The organism is Pantoea sp. X-Soil-OKNW-713, assembly GCF_059730685.1.
On record NZ_AP035995.1, the window covers coordinates 729,775 to 752,461 of the forward strand.

Below are 22,687 nucleotides of genomic sequence, written 5' to 3' on the forward strand. Positions count from 1 at the left end.
TTATTCCAGCCACAGCAGGGTGTCGCCCGGACTCACCGGACGCCCCGCCTGGCAGGCGATACGTTTCACGCGACCCGCCTCGGGTGCGACAATAGCCAGCTCCATTTTCATCGCCTCGACGATGATCAGCGTCTGACCGGCGGCCACTTCATCACCCGGCTGCACCAGCACTTTCCAGATGTTGCCGTTCATATCGGCGCTCACCGCCAGTGCGGAGTCGTCCTCTTCCGCCACCACCAGCGTCTCTTCACTGGTCAGCGGTGCGTTCTGCTCCTCCTGCGCCCACAGCGTCACTTCCTGTTCAAAGGCGGCGGCCTGGCGGGCACGGAACTCGGCGATTGAATCGGCGTGCTCAACCAGGAATTGCTGGTGGGCAGCGAAGTCGAACAGCGTCTCCTCGATGCGGATACGTGCACGACCTTCGCGGAAGTCGTCGCGTAACTGTGTCAGTTCTGCTTCGCTTACCGGGTAGAAACGTACCTGATCGAAGAAGTGCAGCAGCCAGGGTTCGTCGGCCGCGAACTGATCGTTTTTCAGGAATTTGTTCCAGATGGGCAGCGTGCGGCCGACCAACTGGTAGCCACCGGGGGAGTCCATGCCGTAGATACACATGTACATGCCGCCAATGCCTACGGTGCCTTCAGCGGTGAAGGTACGCGCCGGGCTGTATTTGGAGCTCAGCAGGCGATGACGCGGATCGACCGGCACCGCGCAGGGCGCGCCGAGATAGACATCGCCCAGACCGAGGATCAGGTAGCTGGCATCGAAAATGGTATCGCGCACCGCTTCACGGCTCTCCAGGCCATTAATACGCTGAATAAAGTCGACGTTGTTCGGCAGCCACGGGGCAGTGGCGCGCACGGTTTCTTTGTAGCGTTCCACCGCCCCGAGGGTGGCGCTGTCTTCAAATGCCATCGGCATCCAGACAATGCGCGACGGCACTTTCAACTGGCTGACATCACCCAGTCCGGCTTCCAGTTCCAGCAGCAGCGCCATCAGTTGCGGCTGGCTGAGGATCAGGCTGTCGTAGCGCACCTGCAACGAACGTACGCCGGGTGACAACTCTTCCACGCCAGGCACGGCGCGATCCCGCAGTGCTTGCATCAGCAGATGCACGCGCAGGCGCAGCGCCAGATCCAGCACGTTGTCGCCGTATTCAATCAGCACGTATTTATCACCGGCCTGGCGATATACCACTGCCGGGGTGCTGGTGGTGGCGGGTAATGCCGCCAGCAGCGTCGCCGAGCCGATGTCGCTGGCCGCCAGTGACGGTACGTCAAACGCAGGTGCATGGGCAGAACGCAGGGTCGCGACGCTATGGGCCTGGGCTTTCTCCAGCGCCACCGCTTCGTCGGCGCTGATCGGGTGGAATCGAATACGATCACCCGGCTTCACCTGACCAACTTTCCACAGCTCGGCTTTGGCGATGGTGACCGGGCAGACGAAGCCGCCGAGGCTTGGGCCGTCATGGGTAAGGATCACCGGGAAGTCACCGGTGAAGTTCACCGCGCCGATGGCATATTCACAGTCGTGCACGTTGGAAGGATGCAACCCGGCTTCGCCACCGTTGGCACGCGTCCAGCTCGGTTTCGGACCTACCAGACGCACACCAAGACGGTTGGAGTTGTAATGTACCTGCCAGTCGCTGGCGAAGAATTCATCGATAGCGGCCTGGGTGAAGAAATCCGGTGCGCCGTGCGGTCCGTAGAGTACGCCGATACGCCATTCGCTGCCGTAGTGCGGCACCAGCGCGTGATCGAGCGCCTGGGGTTCGCTGACCGGGGCAGGCGTGGTGCAGGCCGCAAGCAGAGGTTGGGAGATTGGCAGCATATCGGCGACGCGTAGCGTACGTCCGGCATGGCCGCCAAACTGGCCGAGTGAGAAGGTTGAACGGCTGCCGAGATACTCCGGCACATCAAAACCGTTACGCACGGCCAGATAGGTGCGACAACCGCTGTGGGCGCGGCCCAGTGTCAGTGTCTGTCCTGCCGTGACCTTGACCGGTTGCCAGTAGCTAACCGGCTCACCGTCGAGATCGGCCGGACAATCGGCACCGGTCAGGGCAATCAGCGCGTCGCTGTGAAAACGCAGCGTCGGGCCTTGCAGGGTGAATTCCAGACCGGCAGCGGCTTCGTGGTTGCCAACAATACGGTTGGCAAGACGGAAGGCGAAATCATCCATCGGGCCAGATGGCGGCACGCCGATATCCCAATAGCCGAGGCGACCCGGAAAATCCTGAATGCTGCTGAAGGTGCCGGGTTGCAGCACTTCAATCACGCTGGCCGCCGGGGTGAAGCTGTCGAGGTAACGTGTCCAGACCTTGCCGCTGCGGAACGCCTCGGTGGCAACGATCTGACGCAGATAATCCAGGTTGCTGGCGATACCGTGCAGTTGGGTGGCCCCCAGCGCCTGCTGCATTTTCGCCAGCGCGGCATCACGGGTGTCGGCATGGACGATCAGCTTGGCGACCATCGGATCGTAATACGCGGAGACTTCGGTGCCGGTATCGATCCAGCCATCAACGCGCACATCGTCAGGGAAGCTGACGCCGGTCAGCACGCCAGGGCTGGGCTGGAAATTTTTCAGCGGATCTTCCGCGTACAGGCGCACTTCAATGGAGGCGCCTTGCGGTGCCTGCTGCATTCGCGTCCAGTCGAGGCTGTCGCCCGCCGCCACTTGCAACATGCACTCCACCAGATCAAGACCGGTGACGCACTCGGTGACCGGATGTTCTACCTGGAGCCGGGTGTTGACTTCGAGGAAATAGAACGCGTCCTGTTCGGCGTCGTAGATATATTCCACGGTGCCTGCGCTACGGTAGCTGACCAGCTCGCCGAGACGCACCGCTGAGGCCAGCAGCGCTTCACGCGTGGCCTGCGGTAGGTTTGGCGCTGGAGTTTCTTCCACCACTTTCTGATTACGACGTTGCAGCGAGCAGTCGCGTTCGCCCAGAGCAATTACTTTGCCGCTGCCGTCGCCAAAAATCTGTACTTCAACGTGGCGGGCGCGATCGATGCAGCGCTCAAGAAACACGCCTGCGTCACTGAAAAATTGTTCGCCGAGACGACGCACGCTCTCCCAGGCGTTGCGCAGTGCATCGGCGTCGGCGCAACGCGTCAGGCCGATACCACCACCACCGGCGGTGCTTTTCAGCATCACCGGATAACCGATGCGATCGGCAGCGCTCAGGGCTTCTTCCAGCGAGGTCAGCAACGCGGTGCCCGGCGTCATCGGCACGCCAGCACTGGCTGCCAGTTCACGGGCGCGGTGCTTGAGGCCAAACTCGCCAATCTGCTGCGCGGTCGGGCCAACAAAGGCGATACCGGCTTCTTCGCAGGCGGCGGCAAACGGCAGGCTCTCAGAAAGGAAACCGTAGCCCGGCCAGATGGCTTCTGCGCCGGTTTCTTTAGCGGCAGCAAGGATTTTGTCGATTCTCAGGTAGCTGTCGCTGGCTTTGTCGCCGCCAAGGGCAATCGCCACATCAGCCTCTTTCACATGGCGTGCGTTGCGGTCAGCGTCGGAATATACCGCCACACTTTTCACGCCAAGACGTTTCAGGGTGCGGATAGCGCGGCAGGCAATTTCGCCACGGTTAGCAATCAGAACGGTACTGAACATGATTATTTACTCCCCAGGGATGTCAGCCAGTTGCGCCAGCCGCCAAATTCGGTGATCTCCAGTGCCTGTTTCAGCACCATCGGTTCACAGATAAAACCTTTCACCACCCGGCCATCGGCCAGCGTCAGCGAGCCAATTCCCAGCGGCGGCGGGATTTCCGCCACAAACTCGCCAAAGCGTGCCAGCGGGATATCCCACAGCTCGACGGTGATCGCTGCCCCTTGTTCATCGCGCAGCAGGCCCGGTTTTTTGATCGGCCCATCCAGCAGCGCAAACAGGCGGTAATGGCTGGCGGTGGTGGTTTCCTCCACCAGCACCGCCTGGCGGGTGGTGAGCTGGAAGTTGAGCGGCATACCGGTGAGATGAGCACCCACGACTGCGACGCGCACATGATCGGCGGAAGGCGGCAGGGCGCGATGCTGCATTGGTTGCGCTTTGCCGGTGGCACCGAGCGGCAATGCCAGCTGCTGCTGCCAGCGCAGGCCGAATTCCACCAGGGCACGATCATGCCAGGCGGGGGCGATCAGGGTGATGCCCGCCGGCAGGCCATCGGCACGGAACGGTGCCGGTAGCGCCAGCGCGCTGAGGTCGGCCAGATTGGTGAAGTTGGTGTAGGTGCCAAACTGCGAGTTGTAGCGCACCGGCTCCTGCTTCATCTCTTCAATGGTGTGGATGGTGGGGGAGGTCGGCACCACCAGCGCATCGAACTGCGCCAGCGTTTGCTGAATTTGGCGCGTCAGTTCCGCGCGCAGATATTCGGCTTTGAAGGCATCGACTGCGCTGTAATCCAGACCGCTTTTCACGATGCCATAGACCACCGGGTCCATCTCTTCCGGGCGGTTGATCATCTCGCCCACCGCCACGGTGCGCTCCGTTACCCACGGGCCGTAGTAGAGCTGCTCGGCCAGTTGCTGGAATGGGGTGAAGTCGATGGGGTGCAGCGTGGCGCCGCTGGCGAGCAGGCGTTCCAGTGCACTGTCCCAGGCGGCTTCTGCTTGCTTGTCATCAAAGAATTCCGGGTTGGCCGGAATGGCAAAGTCGGGGTGCGCCTTGATGCTGGCGGGCGCAGTATGCGGATTGCTGCGCGAATAGGCATCGGCCGCGTCATAACCGCCAGCGGCGCTGGCGACGGCAAAGGCATCTTCCACCGTCAGGGCAAATACGGAAATGGTGTCGTTCAGGCGGCAGGCGGGCAGCAATCCACTGGCCGAGAACCAGCCTTTGGTCGGTTTCAGGCCCACCACATTATTGAAGCCAGCCGGTACGCGACCGGAACCGGCGGTATCGGTGCCGAGCGAGAAGCCTACCAGACCGCGTGCCAGTACCGACGCCGAGCCGGAACTGGAGCCGCCGCTGACGTAGTCGGCATTAAAGGTATTACGCACCGCACCATAAGGGGAACGGGTGCCGACCAGACCGGTGGCATATTGGTCGAGGTTGGTTTTGCCAATTACCACCGCGCCGGCGGCTTTCAGTTGGGCGACGACAAAGGCATCTGCGCTGGCGGTATAAGTCAGCGCCGGGCAGGCGGCGGTCGTCGGCCAGCCCGCGACATCGATATTGTCTTTGACGGCAAAAGGTACGCCAAATAACGGCAGTGCCGCCGGGTTGCGCAGATAGCTGGCTAACAGCGGCTCAATTTGTGCCTGAAGTTGTGCCGGGGTGGCGAGATACAACCACGCATTATCCTGGTTATCGATAGCTGCGAGGTGTGCTTCCAGCAGGGCGGTGATCTGCTGCGGTTCCTGTTGGTAACGCTGTTGCCAATCCTGAAGCGTGTAGCCAAAAGTCGATGCCATGAGTGAATTCCAACTGGTATACAAGATGGAATTCAACAGAGCAAAGGCCGTGCCATATTTGTAACAGAATGATTATGCGAAATTAGTTCCAGTACGATAAGTTTTTGTGATGAATAAGTGCACAATGGCGGCGCAGCATCTGGTCGATAGCGGTGCGTGATCGTAAATTTTATGAAGAACATGGCAAGAGCGTGTTGGCCTGGTTAGCATGAAGAAAGTCTGGCATGCAGCTGGATCGCAGCACAAAGAGGAGAGTGAAGTGGATAAGTGGCGTAACTGGATTATAGGGATCTGCCTGGTCAGTGCGGCCAGCAGCGTGTGGGCCGATTCGCTAGACCAGCAACGACAGCGTTATGCCCAGATAAAACAAGCCTGGGATAACAAGCAGATGGACACCGTGGCACAGTTGATGCCAACGCTACAGGATTACCCGCTCTATCCTTATCTGCAATACCGTATGCTGGCGCAGGATCTCGATCAGGAAACGCCGCTGGCGGTGAAGAATTTTATTCAACAATACCCGACGTTACCGCCTGCGCGTGCGCTCTCCACCCGTTTTGTCAATGTGCTGGCACACCGTCAGGCATGGCAGGAATTGCTGAATTTCAGCCCGGAAGCACCGCAACCGGTACAGGCGCGTTGTAACTGGTATTACGCCAAGTGGGCCACCGGCCAGCAGCAGGTGGCATTTGATGGCGCGAAAGACATCTGGCTGCGCGGGACATCGCTGCCTAATGATTGCGACCAGTTGTTCTCAGTGTGGCAATCTGCCGGGCAACTCTCGCCGATCACCATCCTTGAGCGTATTCGCCTGGCGATGAAAGAGGGTAACGATAGCCTGGTCAATTATCTGGCAAAGATGTTGCCAGCGGATTATCAAACCATCGCCACGGCAGTGATGACGTTGCAGCAGAACCCGCAAACCGTCACCAGCTTTGCCAGCAGCGTTGGGCCGACGGATTTTACCCGCCAGGCCACCAACTTTGCTTTCGCCCGTGTGGCACGTCAGGACGCAGAAAATGCGCGCCTGATGATTCCGGGACTGGTGCAGTCGCAGAAGATGGGACCGGCAGATGAGCAGGCGCTGAAAGAGATCGTCGCGTGGCGTCTGATGGGCAACGATGTGACTTCTGAGCAGGCGCGCTGGCGCGATAACGTGGTGATGAACAGCGAATCCACCACGTTGATTGAGCGCCGGGTGCGACTTGCGCTGGGTAATAACGACCGGCGGGGACTGAATACCTGGATTGCTCGCCTGCCGGTCGAGGCCAAAGAGAAAGATGAGTGGCAATACTGGCAGGCCGATCTGCTGATTGAGCAGGGACGTAAAGATGAAGCCGACGAAATCCTGCGCAAGTTGATGCAGGGACGGGGTTTCTATCCGATGGTGGCGGCCCAGCGGTTGGGCGTCGACTATCCGTTGCAGGTGAATCCGGCTCCGGCACCGGAGAGCAATCTGGTGCAGGGTGCGGAACTGGCACGGGTGCGCGAGCTGATGTACTGGGGGCTGGATAACCTGGCGCGCAGCGAATGGGCTAACCTGATTTCCAGCAAAACCCGTCAGCAGCAACAGATGCTGGCGCGCTACGCCAATGAGCAGGACTGGTGGGATCTGAGCGTGCAGGCCACCATTACCGCCAAAATGTGGGACAGCCTGAAAGAACGCTTCCCGCTGGCATGGCGCAATCTGTATCAGCAGTACACCAGCGGCAAAGCGATTCCGCAAAGTTATGCCATGGCAATTTCGCGTCAGGAGAGTGCGTGGAACCCGAAAGCGCGTTCGCCGGTGGGGGCCAGTGGGCTGATGCAGGTGATGCCCGCGACCGCCACGCATACCGTGAAGATGTATAACATTCCCGGTTATGTGAACAGCGGCCAATTGCTTGATCCACAAACCAATATCCAGATTGGTACGCAATATCTGGATTATGTCTATCAGCAGTTTGAGCAGAACCGTATCTTTGCCTCGGCAGCTTACAACGCCGGACCGTCGCGAGTGCGTAGCTGGCTGAACAACAGTGGTGGACGTCTGGATGCGGTGGCGTTTATTGAAACCATTCCCTTCTCGGAAACCCGTGGCTACGTGAAGAACGTGCTGGCGTATGATGCCTACTATCGTTACTTCATGGGACAACCCGATAAGATTCTGGCAGATAGCGAGTGGAATCGCCGCTACTGACTGTGCTATGCTTCCGTACTCGTTAATGAGTACGGAAGCCCTTCATGAGCCAACCCCTTTCTTCCCAGCCTGTTGAAGATAACTGGCTGCGTTTTGTTGACCTGATGCAAAATGCCTTCGCCGATGGCGTCGCCTTACCGTTGCTGCAATTGATGATGACCCCGGATGAGCGGGAGTCTTTTGGCACGCGTCTGCGCATCATTGAAGAGTTGATGAACGGAGAGATGAGCCAGCGTGAGCTGAAGAATGAGCTGGGCGTTGGTATTGCCACCATCACCCGTGGCTCCAACAGCCTGAAAGAGGCCCCGCCGGAGCTGAAACGTTGGCTGGAAGCGCGTCTGGGACGCGCCTGATCACTGCTGGTACAACGGATGGGTGAACGGGCAAAGCGCCAGAATCAGCGCCTGATGATAGACGCTGGAACGCGTCAGCAGCCCGTGGGTAAAGGCACCAATCGCTCCGCCTTTCTGTTTGATATTTTCCACGCCGGTTAAGCGCGCCATTTCATCACCCAGCTCATGACCGGCGCTCAAACCTGCCATCACTACTGCTGGCAGCGTAAAGCTGGCGGAACGTGATTCACCGCGCTGCTGCGCATTTTCCACCACCATCCACGCGAAGGCGCTGTCGCCTTCAATTCCGGCTTCAATGGCCACCCAAAAATCGGCATCCGCTTTTTTGGCGCGTGCGTTGGCAACACGCTGACGTGCGCCAGTTCGCGTTTCGACATCCGTCAGCGGCTGGGCTGCAACGCCGCTCTCGACCTCGACCCCTTCAATATGGCAGGATCCTTCGCCGAAAACGTCGTTGAACGCTTGTGCAATCGCGCGGATTTTTGCCGGATTGATGGTGGCTGCGACAACATGGTACATAATTGTTTGAACCCTCAAGGCAAATTTGTCGCAGTATAACGGAAATTAAGCATGCTACAGGTCTATCTTGTTCGTCACGGTGAAACGGTTTGGAATGCGGCCCGACGCATTCAGGGGCAGTCCGACAGTCCGCTGACGGAGAAAGGTGAGCAACAGGCCCATCAGGTGGGTGAGCGCGTTAAATCGCTGGGGATTACCCATGTGATTGCCAGCGATTTAGGACGTACTCGTCGCACTGCGGAAATTATCGCGGATGCCTGCGGTTGTGCGGTAACGCTTGATGCGCGCCTGCGCGAACTCAATATGGGGGTGCTGGAACAGCGCCCAATCGAAGGGTTGACGGCGGAAGAAGAGAGCTGGCGGAAAACCCTGGTGGATGGCACCGAAAACGGTCGCATTCCTGGCGGTGAGTCGATGGCGGAGATGGCGGCGCGGATGCACGCGGCGTTAAATGATTGCCTCGGATTACCGGCAGGCAGCCGTCCACTGATTGTCAGCCACGGTATGGCACTCGGCGTGCTGGTCAGTACCATTCTTGGTTTACCGGCACATGCCGAACGCCGTTTGCGTCTGCGTAACTGCTCCATCTCTCGCGTTGACCATCAGCAGAGCGCCTGGCTGGCAGCGGGCTGGGTGGTGGAGACGGCCGGGGATGTGTCACATCTGGATGCACCAGCGCTGGATGAACTGCAACGCTGAAGCGCAATATGAAAATGCCGTCATGACGACGGCATTTTGCTGTTAGCGTTCCTGCACCGGACGTATCGGAATCAGATACTCGCAGCGAATCTCGGTAGGTGGTTCGCTACGCTTCTTGCCACCGTGGGTGAAGAAACGTTCGATATCCTGCCCCTGACGACGTACCAGGCCCAGCGTGGGCATGCAAGTCCCGTACAGCAGCAGAATAAATTCCTGCAACGCGGTACGCGGTCCGTTATAGGTGAATTGCACATAATCACCCGCTTCCAGAATCACGCTCTGATTGGATTGCATGCTTTTTGCCAGTTGATCGGCAGGCACCGCGGTGGTGTAGAGAATCTCCTGCTCGTCATCCTTTTCATGGCTGGCGCGTACCTGATGCAAGCCATACAGCACCGGTGGCACGGTATCGGTTTCCAGCAGGAACTGTTTCCAGAAATGCACGCGCATTTCGTCGCGATAGCTGGAAATCTGCTCCAGCGTGCAGCTGTAGCTTTGGGTTTGACCCACCAACACCGTTTCCGGCAGCGTGACAAACTGCGGCTCAGGCATGTGGTTATCTTCCAGACGGATCGGCGGGCGGATACCGAAGGAGTTCCAGTCTGACGAACGACGATACCAGGCGGGCGTCTGATTGAACTGCTTTTTAAACGCACGGGTAAAGGTCTGCTGGGAATCGAAACGGTATTGCAGGGCGATGTCGAGTATCGGGCGGCTGGTGAGGCGTAACGCCACCGCGGCCTTAGACAGCCGGCGAGCGCGGATATAAGCGCCGATCGCGTGGCCTGTCACGTCCTTAAACATGCGCTGCAGATGCCATTTGGAATAGCCCGCTTTCAGGGCGACATTATCCAGTGAAAGGGGTTGATCCAGATGGCTCTCCAGCCAGACAAGCAAATCGCGAATGATACCGGCTTGGTCCATAAAACATCCTCATAACTCTCTGGTGGCGCAACTTATGAAGTCGTCGAATAATAGCACGAAATGCAAAAAGGCGAGAGGGCGGTTTTGTAAGTCGACTGTGCTACATCAATGCGGGTTGTTACCCATTTGGTTTGGTTCTGTTATCGATTGCCAGTACATTACATTCTCATCTATTCCGTTTGCAATGGTAACTCCATGACAATAGCTCGCCTTCTTATAGTCACCCTGGCAACATATGCCTTCGCGGGATCCCTCCAGGCAGAGGAGATCGGCTCAGTTGACACGGTTTTCAAGATGTTTGGCCCCGATCATAAGATCGTGGTGGAAGCCTTTGATGACCCCGATGTAAAAAATGTAACCTGTTATATCAGCCGGGCGAAAACCGGCGGGATCAAAGGCGGATTAGGTCTGGCCGAGGACACTTCCGATGCGGCGATTTCCTGCCAGCAGGTAGGGCCGGTTACGCTGAGCGATAAAATTGCGCAAGGTAAAGCGCAGGGGGATGTGGTGTTCCAGAAGCGCACATCGCTGGTTTTTAAGAAGCTACAGGTTGTACGCTTTTATGATCAAAAGCGCAACGCGCTGGTCTACCTGGCTTACTCAGATAAAGTGGTGGAAGGCTCGCCAAAAAACGCGCTGAGCGCTGTGCCGATTATGCCCTGGCATTAACAACAGGCTGGCACCTATTCGTAGCGGCGCGATAAATCGCGCCGCTACAGAACAGATATGTGCAGATTAGTCCTGCAACTCACCGCAGAAGCGATAACCTTCGCCATGAATAGTGGCGATGATTTCTGGGGTATCCGGCGTAGATTCGAAATGCTTACGGATACGGCGGATGGTGACATCCACGGTGCGGTCATGCGGCTTCAGCTCGCGACCGGTCATCTTTTTCAGCAGGTCAGCACGGGTCTGAATTTTGCCTGGGTTTTCGCAGAAGTGCAGCATGGCGCGGAATTCACTGCGCGGCAACTTGTACTGCTCGCCGTTCGGGCTGATCAGTGAGCGGCTGTTGATATCCAGCTCCCAACCGTTGAAACGATAGCTTTCCACCTGACGACGCTCCTCATTCGGCATCGCCAGATTCATGGTACGCGACAACAGGTTACGCGCACGGATGGTCAGCTCACGCGGATTAAATGGCTTGGTGATGTAATCATCCGCGCCAATTTCCAGACCAAGGATTTTATCCACTTCATTATCACGGCCGGTGAGGAACATCAGCGCTACGTTCGCCTGCTCACGCAGTTCACGCGCCAGCAACAAGCCGTTTTTTCCCGGCAGGTTGATGTCCATAATCACCAGATTGACGTCGTTTTCCGTCAGAACCTGATGCATTTCGGCGCCGTCGGTGGCTTCATAGACCATGTAACCTTCAGCCTCAAAGATGCTTTTGAGGGTGTTACGCGTGACCAGTTCGTCTTCAACGATAAGAATGTGCGGGGTCTGCATGTTTCGCTACCTAAAATTTGCCAACAAATCGAAAACAGGGCGTACGGCGGTTGCACTTACTGTTAATCGTAACAGCATGCCGTTCGCAACCGGTGTACGAAATAATCTTCGGAATACACCATCCATCTACGTCAACTTCAGTGTTAGCTCAGCCAGTCAGGATGAATATTTGCGTGCCCCGTGGGTATCGGACTGGCGCTTATCCTAACCGTATTAACAGCAACCTAACAGCACCAACAACAACCGATAAGCATAAAAACAACGCTTCGTTGACTTATATCAAATGCAAGTGTAGCACGTTAACACTTTTATGAAAAACTTCTCCAGGAATGCCAGCTTAGCTCACAAAAAGCAGCATTTTTGCTACATTCCGGCTGCATAATAGCAAAACAAAAACTTGCCGGAAATTATATTTCAATAAGATGATATCTAATGCTTTTATAATAAAATGGTACGGAAATTTAGCTTTAATACGTTAATTTATGCTACCTCGCGATTTTATTCCGTTTTAACATCCTTAACATCTTATTTTCTTATATCCGCATGGTTGGTATTTTCCGGTGTGCATGCCAACATACGCTGAGTTGTTAACAGTTCGATGGAAAAATCATGCATTTCCCCCTCATTCTTGTCTCTCCCGCCCGACCAGAAAATATCGGTGCCGCCGCCCGTGCCATGAAAACCATGGGTTTTAGCGAGTTGCGTATTGTCGCCAGCGATGCCTGGCAGGATCCGGCGGCCCGACGCGTGGCGCACGGCGCAGGCGAAATCCTTGATAGCGTAAAAACTTATGACACGCTTAGTGACGCACTTCAGGACGTGGACTTCTCGGTCGCGACCACGGCGCGCAGCCGGGCGAAGTTCCGTTACTACGCCACACCCGCACAAGTGGAAACCATTTTGCAGGAGAAACGCCAGTGGCTGAGCCGGATAGCGTTGGTGTTTGGCCGCGAGGATAGCGGATTGACCAATGAGGAGCTGGAACAGGTTGACCTGCTCACCGGCATTCCGATGGCAAACGACTATCCCTCGCTCAATCTCGGGCAGGCAGTGATGGTGTATTGCTACCAACTCTCTGCGCTTAATCAAGTGGCGGCCCAGCCCGCAGCGATGGCGGATGCGCAGCAGTTGCAGGCGTTGCGGGTGCGTTTCCAGCAATTGTTGGTTCGTCTGGCAGTGGACGACGATGCCAAGATGGTGGACTGGATCGATCAACGTATCGGTTTGCTGGAACAACGTGACAGCGCCATGCTGCACCGTCTGCTGCACGACGTAGAAAAAAAACTTATAGATAATAACTCGGGTAAATCCTGACTTTGCAGTGACAGATCGGGAGTTGTGGCTATTTGCTGAACGATCCCGATGGCATTTTCCGGGCAAAGCGCAGCACTGCGTAGTGGCGAAAAATCCGCCTTAGGACAAATTCGTTGACTTAACGTGCGCTTTGCTTTAATTCTGGAAGGCAGACGGACAATCAAGACAGACAGAAAAAAATCTCAATGCGTACAAACAGCCTGAACACCACCATTATTATTACCACCACCATTACCACAGGTAACGGTGCGGGCTGACGCATACAGGAAAAACAAAAAAGAAGCCCGCACCTAACCAGTGCGGGCTTTTTTTTCGGCATAAATTCAGGAGAGCTTTAACCATGCGAGTGCTGAAATTCGGCGGGACCTCGGTAGCCAATGCGGAACGTTTTCTCCGCGTGGCAGACATTCTGGAAAGCAATGCGCAACAGGGACAGGTTGCAACCGTACTCTCTGCGCCAGCGAAAATTACCAATCATCTGGTGGCGATGATTGAGAAAACCATTAGCGGGCAGGATGCGTTGCCGAATATCAGCGATGCCGAACGTATTTTTGCCGAGCTGTTGCAGGGGTTGGCCGATGCACAGCCGGGCTTCGATTATGATGGATTGAAGACTCGCGTTGACCTCGAATTTGCCCAACTGAAGCAGGTGCTGCATGGCATCAGCCTGCTGGGACAGTGCCCGGATGCGGTCAATGCTGCCATCATCTGCCGGGGTGAGAAGCTGTCCATCGCCATTATGGAAGCGCTGCTCCAGGCGCGCGGCTACAAAGTGACGGTCATCGATCCGGTGGAAAAACTGCTGGCCGTCGGCCACTACCTTGAATCTACCGTGGATATCAATGAATCCACCCGCCGTATCGCCGCCAGCCAGATCCCTGCCGATCATATGATCCTGATGGCCGGTTTCACTGCCGGAAACGAGCGTGGCGAACTGGTGGTGCTGGGCCGTAACGGTTCTGACTATTCGGCAGCGGTACTGGCGGCTTGTCTGCGTGCTGACTGTTGTGAAATCTGGACTGACGTCGATGGCGTCTATACCTGTGACCCGCGTCAGGTGCCGGATGCGCGCCTGCTGAAGTCCATGTCCTATCAGGAAGCAATGGAGCTGTCGTACTTTGGTGCCAAAGTGCTGCACCCCCGCACCATCGCCCCGATTGCCCAGTTCCAGATTCCCTGCCTGATTAAAAACACCGCTAACCCGCAAGCACCCGGTACCTTAATTGGTGGCGAAGGTGAGCATGATGAAAACCCGGTAAAAGGCATCACTAACCTCAACAACATGGCGATGTTTAACGTCTCCGGACCGGGGATGAAAGGCATGGTTGGCATGGCGGCACGCGTGTTTGCTGCGATGTCGCGCACCGGTATCTCGGTGGTGTTGATTACCCAATCTTCTTCCGAGTACAGCATCAGCTTCTGCGTGCCGCAGAACGAGCTGGCGCGCGCGCGCCGCGTGCTGGAAGATGAATTCTACCTCGAATTGAAAGACGGCTTGCTGGACCCACTGGAAGTGGTTGAGCAACTGGCGATTATCTCGGTGGTCGGTGACGGCATGCGCACCCTGCGTGGCATCTCTGCCAAGTTCTTCTCCGCGCTGGCGCGAGCCAATATCAATATCGTGGCCATTGCCCAGGGTTCCTCGGAGCGTTCCATCTCTGCCGTGGTGAGCAACGATGAAGTCACTACTGGCGTGCGTGTAGTGCACCAGATGCTGTTTGCCACCGATCAGGTGATTGAAGTGTTCGTGGTCGGTGTCGGTGGCGTCGGCGCGGCGTTGCTGGAGCAGCTACATCGTCAACAGGCGTGGCTGAAGCAAAAGCATATCGATTTGCGGGTGTGTGGCATCGCTAACTCGCGCGCGTTGCTGACCAACGTGCACGGCATCGATCTCAGTAACTGGAAAGGGGCGCTGGCGGAAGCCAAAGAATCGTTCAATCTTGGTCGCCTGATCCGTCTGGTGAAAGAGTATCACCTGCTGAATCCGGTGATTGTCGATTGTACTTCGAGCCAGGCGGTGGCCGATCAGTACGCGGATTTCCTCGCGGATGGTTTCCATGTCGTGACGCCGAACAAAAAGGCCAACACCTCTTCATGGAATTATTACCAGCAGATGCGTGCGGCAGCGGAGAAATCGCGCCGTAAGTTCCTGTATGACACCAACGTGGGTGCAGGTTTGCCGGTGATCGAGAACCTGCAAAATCTGCTGAATGCCGGTGATGAGCTGATCAAATTCTCCGGTATTCTTTCCGGCTCGCTGTCGTTTATTTTCGGCAAGCTGGATGAGGGCGTTTCCCTGTCTGAAGCGACCAAAATGGCGCGTGACATGGGCTTCACCGAACCGGACCCGCGTGATGACCTGTCGGGCACCGATGTGGCGCGTAAGCTGCTGATTCTGGCGCGTGAAGCGGGACATCAACTGGAGCTGAGCGATATCGAGATCGAACCGCTGCTGCCTGCCAGCCTGACGGAGATTGCTGACGTTGAGCAATTCATGCAGCGTTTGCCGGAACTGGACAACGCCTTTGCGGCGCGCGTTGCCAAAGCGCGTGATGAAGGTAAAGTGTTACGCTTCGTCGGTGCCATCGAAGAGGGTGGTGCCTGCAAAGTGAAAATTGATGCAGTGGACAGTAACGATCCGCTGTTTAAAGTCAAAAATGGCGAAAACGCCCTGGCGTTCTATAGCCGTTATTATCAGCCGATCCCGCTGGTTCTGCGTGGATACGGTGCCGGGAATGATGTGACCGCAGCTGGTGTGTTTGCCGATCTGCTGCGCACGCTGTCGTGGAAGTTGGGAGTTTGATGATGGTAAAAATTTATGCACCGGCCTCGATAGGTAACGTCAGCGTCGGCTTTGATGTGCTTGGCGCGGCGGTTTCGCCGGTGGATGGCACCCTGCTGGGTGATTGTGTGTCGGTCGAGGCGGCCGACCGCTTTAGCCTGGTAAACAAAGGGCGCTTCGTCAGCAAACTGCCGGACAATCCACAGGAAAACATTGTTTATCAGTGCTGGCAGCGTTTTTGTGAAGCGATTGGTAAAGAAGTGCCGGTGGCGATGACGCTGGAAAAAAACATGCCGATCGGCTCGGGTCTTGGCTCCAGTGCCTGCTCGGTCGTGGCTGGCCTGATGGCGATGAACGAATTTTGCGGCAAGCCGTTGAATGACACTGAACTGCTGGCGTTGATGGGCGAGCTGGAAGGACGTATCTCCGGTAGCGTGCATTACGACAACGTTGCGCCGTGCTTCCTCGGCGGCGTGCAGTTGATGATTGAAGAGAACGGCATTATCAGCCAGTCAGTGCCGTCGTTTGACGAGTGGCTGTGGGTGATGGCCTATCCGGGCATCAAAGTCTCCACCGCTGAAGCGCGTGCGATTCTACCGGCGCAGTATCGTAAACAGGACATCATCAAACACGGTCGTTTACTGGGCGGTTTCATCCATGCCTGTCATACTCAGCAGCCAGAACTGGCCGCGAAGCTGATGCAGGATGTGGTGGCGGAGCCGTATCGCACCAAACTGCTGCCGGGCTTTGCGGAAGCACGCCAGGCAGCAGCCGATATTGGCGCGCTGGCCTGCGGTATTTCGGGTTCCGGCCCGACACTTTTCGCCGTTTGCAACGAGATGGCAACGGCACAGCGGATGGCAGACTGGCTGAGCCAGCACTATCTGCAAAATGAAGAAGGTTTCGTCCATATCTGCCGTCTTGATACGGCTGGCGCACGTAAATTGGGATAACGCATGAAACTCTACAACCTTAAGGATCATAACGAGCAGGTGAGCTTCGCTCAGGCCGTGAAGCAGGGCCTTGGCTCGCAGCAGGGACTGTTTTTTCCGCTCGAACTGCCGGAATTTGAACTGACCGACATCGATGCGATGCTGGAGATGGATTTTGTTACCCGCAGCAGCAAAATCCTCTCGGCTTACATCGGTGACGAAATTGCCGCACATCAGTTGGCTGAGCGCGTGAAAAACGCGTTTGCGTTCCCGGCCCCGGTGGCAAAAGTGAGCGACGATGTCGCCTGCCTCGAACTGTTTCATGGCCCGACGCTGGCGTTCAAAGACTTCGGCGGCCGTTTTATGGCGCAGATGCTTTCGTATGTCAGCGGTGCCGATGAAAAAATCACCATTCTGACCGCCACGTCTGGCGATACCGGCGCAGCAGTAGCCCATGCGTTTTACGGCATGGAAAACGTGCGCGTGGTGATCCTCTATCCGCAGGGCAAAATCAGCCCGTTGCAGGAAAAATTGTTCTGCACCCTGGGGGGGAACATCGAAACCATCGCCATCGACGGCGATTTCGATGCCTGCCAGGCGCTGGTGAAACAAGCCTTTGATGATGAAGAACTGAAAAAGGCGATCGGCCTGAACTCAGCCAACTCCATCAACATCAGCCGTCTGCTGGCGCAGATTTGCTACTACTTTGAAGCTGTGGCGCAACTGCCGCAGGAAAAACGCAATCAGCTGGTGGTGTCGGTGCCAAGTGGTAACTTTGGTGACCTGACCGCAGGCCTGCTGGCGAAATCACTCGGTCTGCCGATCAAACGCTTTATCGCTGCCACCAACGCCAACGATACCGTGCCGCGCTTCCTCGCCAATGGCGAATGGACGCCGCATGCCACCGTTGCCACGCTGTCCAACGCCATGGATGTGAGCCAGCCGAACAACTGGCCGCGCGTGGAAGAGTTGTTCCGCCGCAAAACCTGGCGTCTGGGCGATCTGGCCTATGGTGCGGTGAGCGATGAAACCACCAAAGCGACCATGCGTGAGCTGGCAGAAATCGGTTATCTGTCTGAACCGCATGCGGCGATTGCTTATCGTCTGCTGCGCGATCAGTTGCAGGAAGGTGAGTACGGCCTGTTCCTTGGCACTGCGCATCCGGCGAAGTTCAAGGAGAGCGTGGAAGCGATTCTGGAGCAGACGCTGCCGCTGCCGGAAGCACTGGCTGAGCGTGCCGACCTGCCGCTGCTGTCGCATAATTTGAAAGCAGATTTCGCCGCGCTGCGCGCGTTTTTGCTGACGAAATAATGAAAAATGGCTGGCATTTGCCAGCCATTCTTTTATCTGTCGTAGCGGCGCGATTTATCGCGCAATTCCGTGCACGGTGTCGGAAAAAATCGCGCCGTTGCGGGTTATTGCTGCTCGTGGCGTTTAAACACCAGCTCGTTTTCGCTGCTTTCAGCCGCAGCAAAGAAATAACCATCCACATCGAATTTCTTCAATTGCTCCGGTTTGGTCAGGCGGTGCTGAATCACATAACGGCTCATCAGGCCACGCGCTTTCTTGGCGTAGAAGCTGATCACTTTAAACTTGCCGTTCTTCTCATCCAGGAACACCGGCTTAATCAGTCGCCCGGCCAGTTTTTTCGGCTTGATAGCTTTGAAATATTCATCTGACGCCAGGTTAATCAACACGTCATCGCCTTGTTCCGCCAGCGCAGCATTCAGTTTTTCCGTCAGCAAATCACCCCAGAAACCATAGAGATCTTTCGCCGCCGGGTTCGTCAGTTTGATCCCCATTTCCAGCCGGTAGGGCTGCATTAAGTCGAGCGGGCGCAGCAAACCATACAAACCCGACAGCATACGCAGATGCTGCTGGGCGAAAGCAAAATCTTTTTCGCTAAAGGTTTCCGCCTGCAAACCGGTGTAGACATCCCCTTTGAACGCCAGAATCGCCTGACGCGCATTCTCCAGCGTGAAGGGGGGCTGCCATTCGTTAAAACGTTCTGCGTTCAGATGGGCCAGTTTGTCGCTGATGCCCATCAGCGAGGCGATTTGCGCCGGTGACAGATCACGGGCGACATCAATCAGCTGTTGTGACTTTTCTAACAACGCCGGTTGAGTGAAGGTTTGCGTCGCAAGCGGGCTTTCATAATCCAGCGTCTTGGCTGGCGAGATGACCATCAACATTGTTTCGTCCTCGGTTGACCCGCAGGTTTATCAGGGTATTAACGGAAAATTTGTTCGGCGAGTGTAGCAAAAAAGCGTGACGGATCGGCAAATCGTTCCCATTTGTCCGTGCTATCGGAAAGGGCACGCCGCGACCTTGCACCGTGGTTACCGCGTGATATTATCGCAACAGCCTTTTTCACCCTGACAGTCAACCTAAGAGAAAAGAGAACCATGACGGACAAACTTACTTCCTTGCGTCAGCTGACTACTGTGGTCGCCGACACCGGTGATATCGCGGCAATGAAGCTGTATCAACCGCAAGATGCCACCACCAACCCTTCTTTGATCCTCAATGCCGCTCAAATTCCTGAATACCGTAAACTGATTGACGAAGCCATTAGCTGGGCACGTCAGCAGAGCAGCAACAAAGAAGAGCAGTTACAGCTGGTTTCTGACAAGCTGGCCGTCAACATTGGTCTGGAAATTCTCAAACTGATCCCGGGTCGTATCTCGACTGAAGTCGATGCGCGTCTGTCTTATGACACCGAAGCAAGCATCGCCAAAGCACGTAGCCTGATCAAACTGTACAACGATGCAGGTATCAGCAACGATCGCATCCTGATCAAACTGGCTTCAACCTGGCAGGGTATCCGTGCCGCTGAGCAGCTGGAAAAAGAAGGTATCAACTGTAACCTGACTCTGCTGTTCTCCTTCGCTCAGGCGCGTGCTTGTGCTGAAGCGGGCGTGTTCCTGATCTCTCCGTTCGTAGGTCGTATCCTCGACTGGTACAAAGCGAACACCGACAAGAAAGAGTACGCTGCGCACGAAGATCCGGGCGTGGTTTCTGTTTCTGAGATCTACAACTATTACAAGCAACACGGTTACGAAACCGTGGTAATGGGTGCCAGCTTCCGTAACGTCGGTGAAATCATCGAGCTGGCCGGTTGCGACCGTCTGACCATCTCCCCGAACCTGCTGAAAGAGCTGGCTGAGAGCGAAGGCGCTGTTGAGCGTAAACTGAGCTACAGCGGCGAAGTGAAAGCGCGTCCGGCGAAAATGACCGAAGCCGAGTTCCTGTGGCAGCACAACCAGGACCCGATGGCCGTCACCAAACTGGCGGAAGGCATCCGCAACTTTGCCATCGACCAGGGCAAACTTGAGAAGATGATCGCTGAACTGCTGTAAGTGATGACACCGTGGCGGCACAGGCTGCCCGCCACGGTTTTAAGGTTTTCTCTCCCTTTTGCTTTGTATTATTCTTCTTTTTATCCCCCTCATGCATCACAGCGATAACTCTATGGATACATTACGTATTGGATTGATTTCCGTTTCCGATCGCGCGGCGAACGGCATTTATCAGGATCAGGGCATTCCGGCGCTGGAAAGCTGGCTTGGCAGCGCATTAACGACGCCATTTGAGATTGAAACCCGGCTGGTGCCGGATGAACAACCGATGATCGAACAGGCGATTTGCGAGCTGGTGGATGAATTGTTCTGCCATCTGGTACTGACCACGGGCGGTACGGGGCCTGCGCGCCGTGATGTGACACCTGATGCGACCCTTGCGGTTGCCGATCGTGAGATGCCCGGTTTTGGCGAGCAGATGCGCCAGATCAGCCTGCAATTTGTCCCGACGGCGATCCTGTCACGTCAGGTGGGGGTGATCCGTAAACAGTCGCTGATCCTCAACTTGCCGGGGCAGCCGAAATCGATCAAAGAAACGCTGGAAGGACTGAAAGGAGATGACGGCGTGGTGAAAGTGCCGGGTATCTTCGCGACTGTACCGTATTGTTTACAGCTGCTTGACGGGCCTTATGTCGAGACTGACCCGGTAGTGGTAGCAGCATTTCGGCCAAAAAGCGCGAGGCGTGAGACAAACGTCTGAATATCGCCGTTTTCAGGCATAAAATTCAGACGTACTGGTGTGGCAAAAAATTTACGGTATAGTAAGCGTAACTTTACAACTAGATTTTTTTGCCTCTGGATACCGCTACGTTATGGATTCGCTCGCAACTCGTCGCCTCAACCGACAGGATTATAAAACCCTGTCGCTGGCCGCCCTTGGCGGGGCGCTGGAATTTTACGACTTCATCATCTTTGTGTTCTTCGCTGCGGTGATCGGCCAACTCTTCTTCCCGGCGGATATGCCGGAATGGCTGCGTCAGGTGCAGACCTTTGCCATCTTTGCCGCAGGTTATCTGGCGCGCCCGCTTGGTGGCATCATCATGGCGCACTTTGGTGACAAAGTTGGCCGTAAGAAGATGTTTAGTCTGAGTATCCTGCTGATGGCTCTGCCGACGTTGGCAATGGGGGCGTTGCCGACTTACGACAGCATTGGTATCGCTGCGCCGCTGTTGATGCTGCTGTTGCGCGTGTTACAGGGGGCCGCGATTGGTGGCGAAGTGCCGGGCGCATGGGTGTTTGTCGCGGAGCATGTGCCAGAAAAACGCGTGGGTTTTGCCTGTGGCACGTTAACCGCCGGTTTAACTGCCGGGATTTTGCTCGGCTCGCTGGTGGCAACCATCATCAATACTTCGCTCTCTCCGGCGGCAATTGCCGCGCATGGCTGGCGCATCCCGTTCTTTCTCGGTGGCGTGTTTGGTTTGCTGGCAATGTATTTGCGCCGCTGGCTGCATGAAACGCCAGTGTTTCAGCAAATGCAGCAGCGCAAGGCGCTGGCGGATAAGCTGCCACTGCAAACCATCCTGGCCCAACACAAACGCGGCATCGTGATTTCGATGCTGCTGACCTGGTTGCTCTCCGCCTGCATCGTAGTAGTGATTCTGATGGCTCCGACGCTGATGCAAAAACAACACGCGATTCCGGCGGCGCTGAGCTTACAGGCCAATAGCCTGGCTACGGTGATGTTGTTGTTTGGCTGCGTGATTGCGGGTTGGCTGGTGGACCGTATCGGAGCGGCGCGCACCTTGATGATCGGTTCGTTGCTGTTGGCGATCGGTAGCTGGAACTTCTTCCATCAATTAGGAAGTGCGCCGGAGATGTTGTTTGTCTGGTATGGTCTGGCGGGGATGAGCGTTGGCGTGGTGGGGGTTGTACCGTTTGTGATGGTTCGGTCCTTCCCGGCAGCGGTGCGCTTCACCGGTATCTCCTTCTCCTATAACGTCGCCTACGCCATTTTTGGCGGCCTGACGCCGATTAGCGTGACCTTGATTATGCGTCTGACACCGATGGCACCGGCATGGTACGTGTTGGCGTTAGCGGTTATTGGATTTGCAGTAGGGGTGTGGCTGTTACGTGATAACCGGCAGGAAAGCGTGCAGTTTGAGACATCCATTCATTCTTCATAAATGATTACGCGGAGCCTTCAGGCTCCGCGTTGCGATTCAGCGTGGTTGACCAATCGGCAGCACGGTGCGGCCCCATTGTTCATTCAGCACTTCACCCATCGCCAGATAGATGGCGCTACCACCACAGATCAGACCAACCCAACCGGCAATGCGCACCAGCAGCGCGTTATCCAGCAGATGCCCAATCGCCAACAAGGCAAACAGCACCGTCAGGCTGGCAAACACAAATTGCAGCATAGTCGGGCCGGTGAGGGTGCCAAAGAATAAAAACAGCGTGAACACGCCCCACAGGCCAAGGTAAGCCCCGAGGAAATGACTGTCAGCGGCTTCCGACAGCCCCATTTTCGGCAGCAGCAGAATCGCGACCAGCGTCAGCCAGAAGCTGCCGTAAGAGGCAAATGCCGTCAGGCCGAAGGTGTTACCTTTCTTAAATTCCAGCAGACCGGCAAAGATTTGCGCGAGGCCGCCATAAAAAATGCCCATCGCCAGGATGATGGTATCCATCGCGAAGAGTCCGGTGTTGTGCAGATTGAGCAGAATGGTGGTCATACCAAAGCCCATTAAGCCCAGTGGCGCAGGGTTCGCCAGAGTGATGTTACGCATAGTTCCTCAAAGGTAATTATTAATATCTGAA

General features: G+C 56.1%; 19 protein-coding genes and 1 other annotated feature. Of the genes, 12 read left to right on the forward strand and 7 right to left on the reverse strand.

Annotated features, from left to right (window positions below):
• Together uca and atzF are read right to left on the reverse strand one after the other, a co-directional pair.
• On the reverse strand, window positions 1-3,618 hold the full coding sequence (gene uca / locus AC6I8R_RS03295) for an urea carboxylase (RefSeq protein ID WP_497831912.1): 3,618 nt from the start codon (window positions 3,616-3,618) through the stop codon (window positions 1-3).
• 2 nt (window positions 3,619-3,620) lie between these two features.
• On the reverse strand, window positions 3,621-5,417 hold the full coding sequence (atzF, locus tag AC6I8R_RS03300; protein ID WP_415174423.1) for an allophanate hydrolase: 1,797 nt from the start codon (window positions 5,415-5,417) through the stop codon (window positions 3,621-3,623).
• Between the two features lie 259 nt (window positions 5,418-5,676).
• Between atzF and sltY the strand changes: the two genes are divergently transcribed.
• On the forward strand, window positions 5,677-7,596 hold the full coding sequence (gene sltY / locus AC6I8R_RS03305) for a murein transglycosylase (RefSeq protein ID WP_036626663.1): 1,920 nt from the start codon (window positions 5,677-5,679) through the stop codon (window positions 7,594-7,596).
• Window positions 7,597-7,640: 44 nt separating this feature from the next.
• On the forward strand, window positions 7,641-7,949 hold the full coding sequence (trpR, locus tag AC6I8R_RS03310; protein WP_013507794.1) for a trp operon repressor: 309 nt from the start codon (window positions 7,641-7,643) through the stop codon (window positions 7,947-7,949).
• Here trpR and yjjX read toward each other — a convergent pair whose 3' ends face one another.
• Window positions 7,950-8,468: an inosine/xanthosine triphosphatase gene (gene yjjX, locus AC6I8R_RS03315; RefSeq protein WP_021184794.1), complete on the reverse strand. Its 519-nt coding sequence runs from the start codon at window positions 8,466-8,468 to the stop codon at window positions 7,950-7,952. It lies immediately after the preceding gene.
• A 51-nt stretch (window positions 8,469-8,519) separates the two neighbouring features.
• Here yjjX and gpmB point away from each other — a divergent pair, with 51 nt between their 5' ends.
• A complete protein-coding gene (gene gpmB / locus AC6I8R_RS03320) occupies window positions 8,520-9,167 on the forward strand; it encodes a 2,3-diphosphoglycerate-dependent phosphoglycerate mutase GpmB (protein ID WP_021184793.1) in 648 nt (215 codons plus the stop codon).
• Window positions 9,168-9,209: 42 nt separating this feature from the next.
• Here the strand turns inward: gpmB and robA are convergent, their stop codons facing one another.
• Window positions 9,210-10,091 (reverse strand): MDR efflux pump AcrAB transcriptional activator RobA, encoded by an 882-nt coding sequence (robA, locus tag AC6I8R_RS03325; RefSeq protein WP_021184792.1) that lies wholly within the window; start codon window positions 10,089-10,091, stop codon window positions 9,210-9,212.
• A gap of 195 nt (window positions 10,092-10,286) precedes the next feature.
• Here robA and creA point away from each other — a divergent pair, with 195 nt between their 5' ends.
• Window positions 10,287-10,760 (forward strand): protein CreA, encoded by a 474-nt coding sequence (gene creA, locus AC6I8R_RS03330; protein ID WP_013507798.1) that lies wholly within the window; start codon window positions 10,287-10,289, stop codon window positions 10,758-10,760.
• Between the two features lie 66 nt (window positions 10,761-10,826).
• On the opposite strand, the gene arcA is transcribed toward creA, so the two are convergent.
• Window positions 10,827-11,543, reverse strand: a complete 717-nt coding sequence (arcA, locus tag AC6I8R_RS03335) for a two-component system response regulator ArcA (protein ID WP_013507799.1) — start codon at window positions 11,541-11,543, stop codon at window positions 10,827-10,829.
• 609 nt (window positions 11,544-12,152) lie between these two features.
• On the opposite strand from arcA, the gene AC6I8R_RS03340 reads away from it, so the two are divergent.
• From AC6I8R_RS03340 to thrC, 5 genes are all read left to right on the forward strand, one after another.
• Window positions 12,153-12,857, forward strand: a complete 705-nt coding sequence (locus tag AC6I8R_RS03340) for a tRNA/rRNA methyltransferase (protein WP_021184790.1) — start codon at window positions 12,153-12,155, stop codon at window positions 12,855-12,857.
• A 185-nt stretch (window positions 12,858-13,042) separates the two neighbouring features.
• Window positions 13,043-13,114: a thr operon leader peptide gene (thrL, locus tag AC6I8R_RS03345; protein WP_071783593.1), complete on the forward strand. Its 72-nt coding sequence runs from the start codon at window positions 13,043-13,045 to the stop codon at window positions 13,112-13,114.
• Window positions 13,050-13,171, forward strand: a sequence feature (Thr leader region). Its footprint overlaps the gene before it by 65 nt.
• 26 nt (window positions 13,172-13,197) lie before the next feature.
• Window positions 13,198-15,660, forward strand: a complete 2,463-nt coding sequence (thrA, locus tag AC6I8R_RS03350) for a bifunctional aspartate kinase/homoserine dehydrogenase I (RefSeq protein WP_415174424.1) — start codon at window positions 13,198-13,200, stop codon at window positions 15,658-15,660.
• 2 nt (window positions 15,661-15,662) lie between these two features.
• On the forward strand, window positions 15,663-16,592 hold the full coding sequence (gene thrB / locus AC6I8R_RS03355) for a homoserine kinase (protein WP_021184788.1): 930 nt from the start codon (window positions 15,663-15,665) through the stop codon (window positions 16,590-16,592).
• A 3-nt stretch (window positions 16,593-16,595) separates the two neighbouring features.
• On the forward strand, window positions 16,596-17,882 hold the full coding sequence (gene thrC, locus AC6I8R_RS03360; RefSeq protein ID WP_021184787.1) for a threonine synthase: 1,287 nt from the start codon (window positions 16,596-16,598) through the stop codon (window positions 17,880-17,882).
• A gap of 104 nt (window positions 17,883-17,986) precedes the next feature.
• Here thrC and yaaA read toward each other — a convergent pair whose 3' ends face one another.
• Window positions 17,987-18,763: a peroxide stress protein YaaA gene (yaaA, locus tag AC6I8R_RS03365; protein ID WP_021184786.1), complete on the reverse strand. Its 777-nt coding sequence runs from the start codon at window positions 18,761-18,763 to the stop codon at window positions 17,987-17,989.
• Between the two features lie 213 nt (window positions 18,764-18,976).
• On the opposite strand from yaaA, the gene tal reads away from it, so the two are divergent.
• From tal to AC6I8R_RS03380, 3 genes are all read left to right on the forward strand, one after another.
• Window positions 18,977-19,930 (forward strand): transaldolase, encoded by a 954-nt coding sequence (tal, locus tag AC6I8R_RS03370; protein WP_013507805.1) that lies wholly within the window; start codon window positions 18,977-18,979, stop codon window positions 19,928-19,930.
• 112 nt (window positions 19,931-20,042) lie between these two features.
• Window positions 20,043-20,630, forward strand: a complete 588-nt coding sequence (gene mog / locus AC6I8R_RS03375) for a molybdopterin adenylyltransferase (protein WP_497831913.1) — start codon at window positions 20,043-20,045, stop codon at window positions 20,628-20,630.
• Between the two features lie 112 nt (window positions 20,631-20,742).
• Entirely contained in the window at window positions 20,743-22,053 is a 1,311-nt protein-coding gene (locus AC6I8R_RS03380; protein ID WP_415174425.1) for an MFS transporter, read from the forward strand.
• Between the two features lie 36 nt (window positions 22,054-22,089).
• Here the strand turns inward: AC6I8R_RS03380 and satP are convergent, their stop codons facing one another.
• Window positions 22,090-22,656: an acetate uptake transporter gene (satP, locus tag AC6I8R_RS03385; RefSeq protein ID WP_021184783.1), complete on the reverse strand. Its 567-nt coding sequence runs from the start codon at window positions 22,654-22,656 to the stop codon at window positions 22,090-22,092.
• Between the last annotated feature and the right edge of the window lie 31 nt (window positions 22,657-22,687).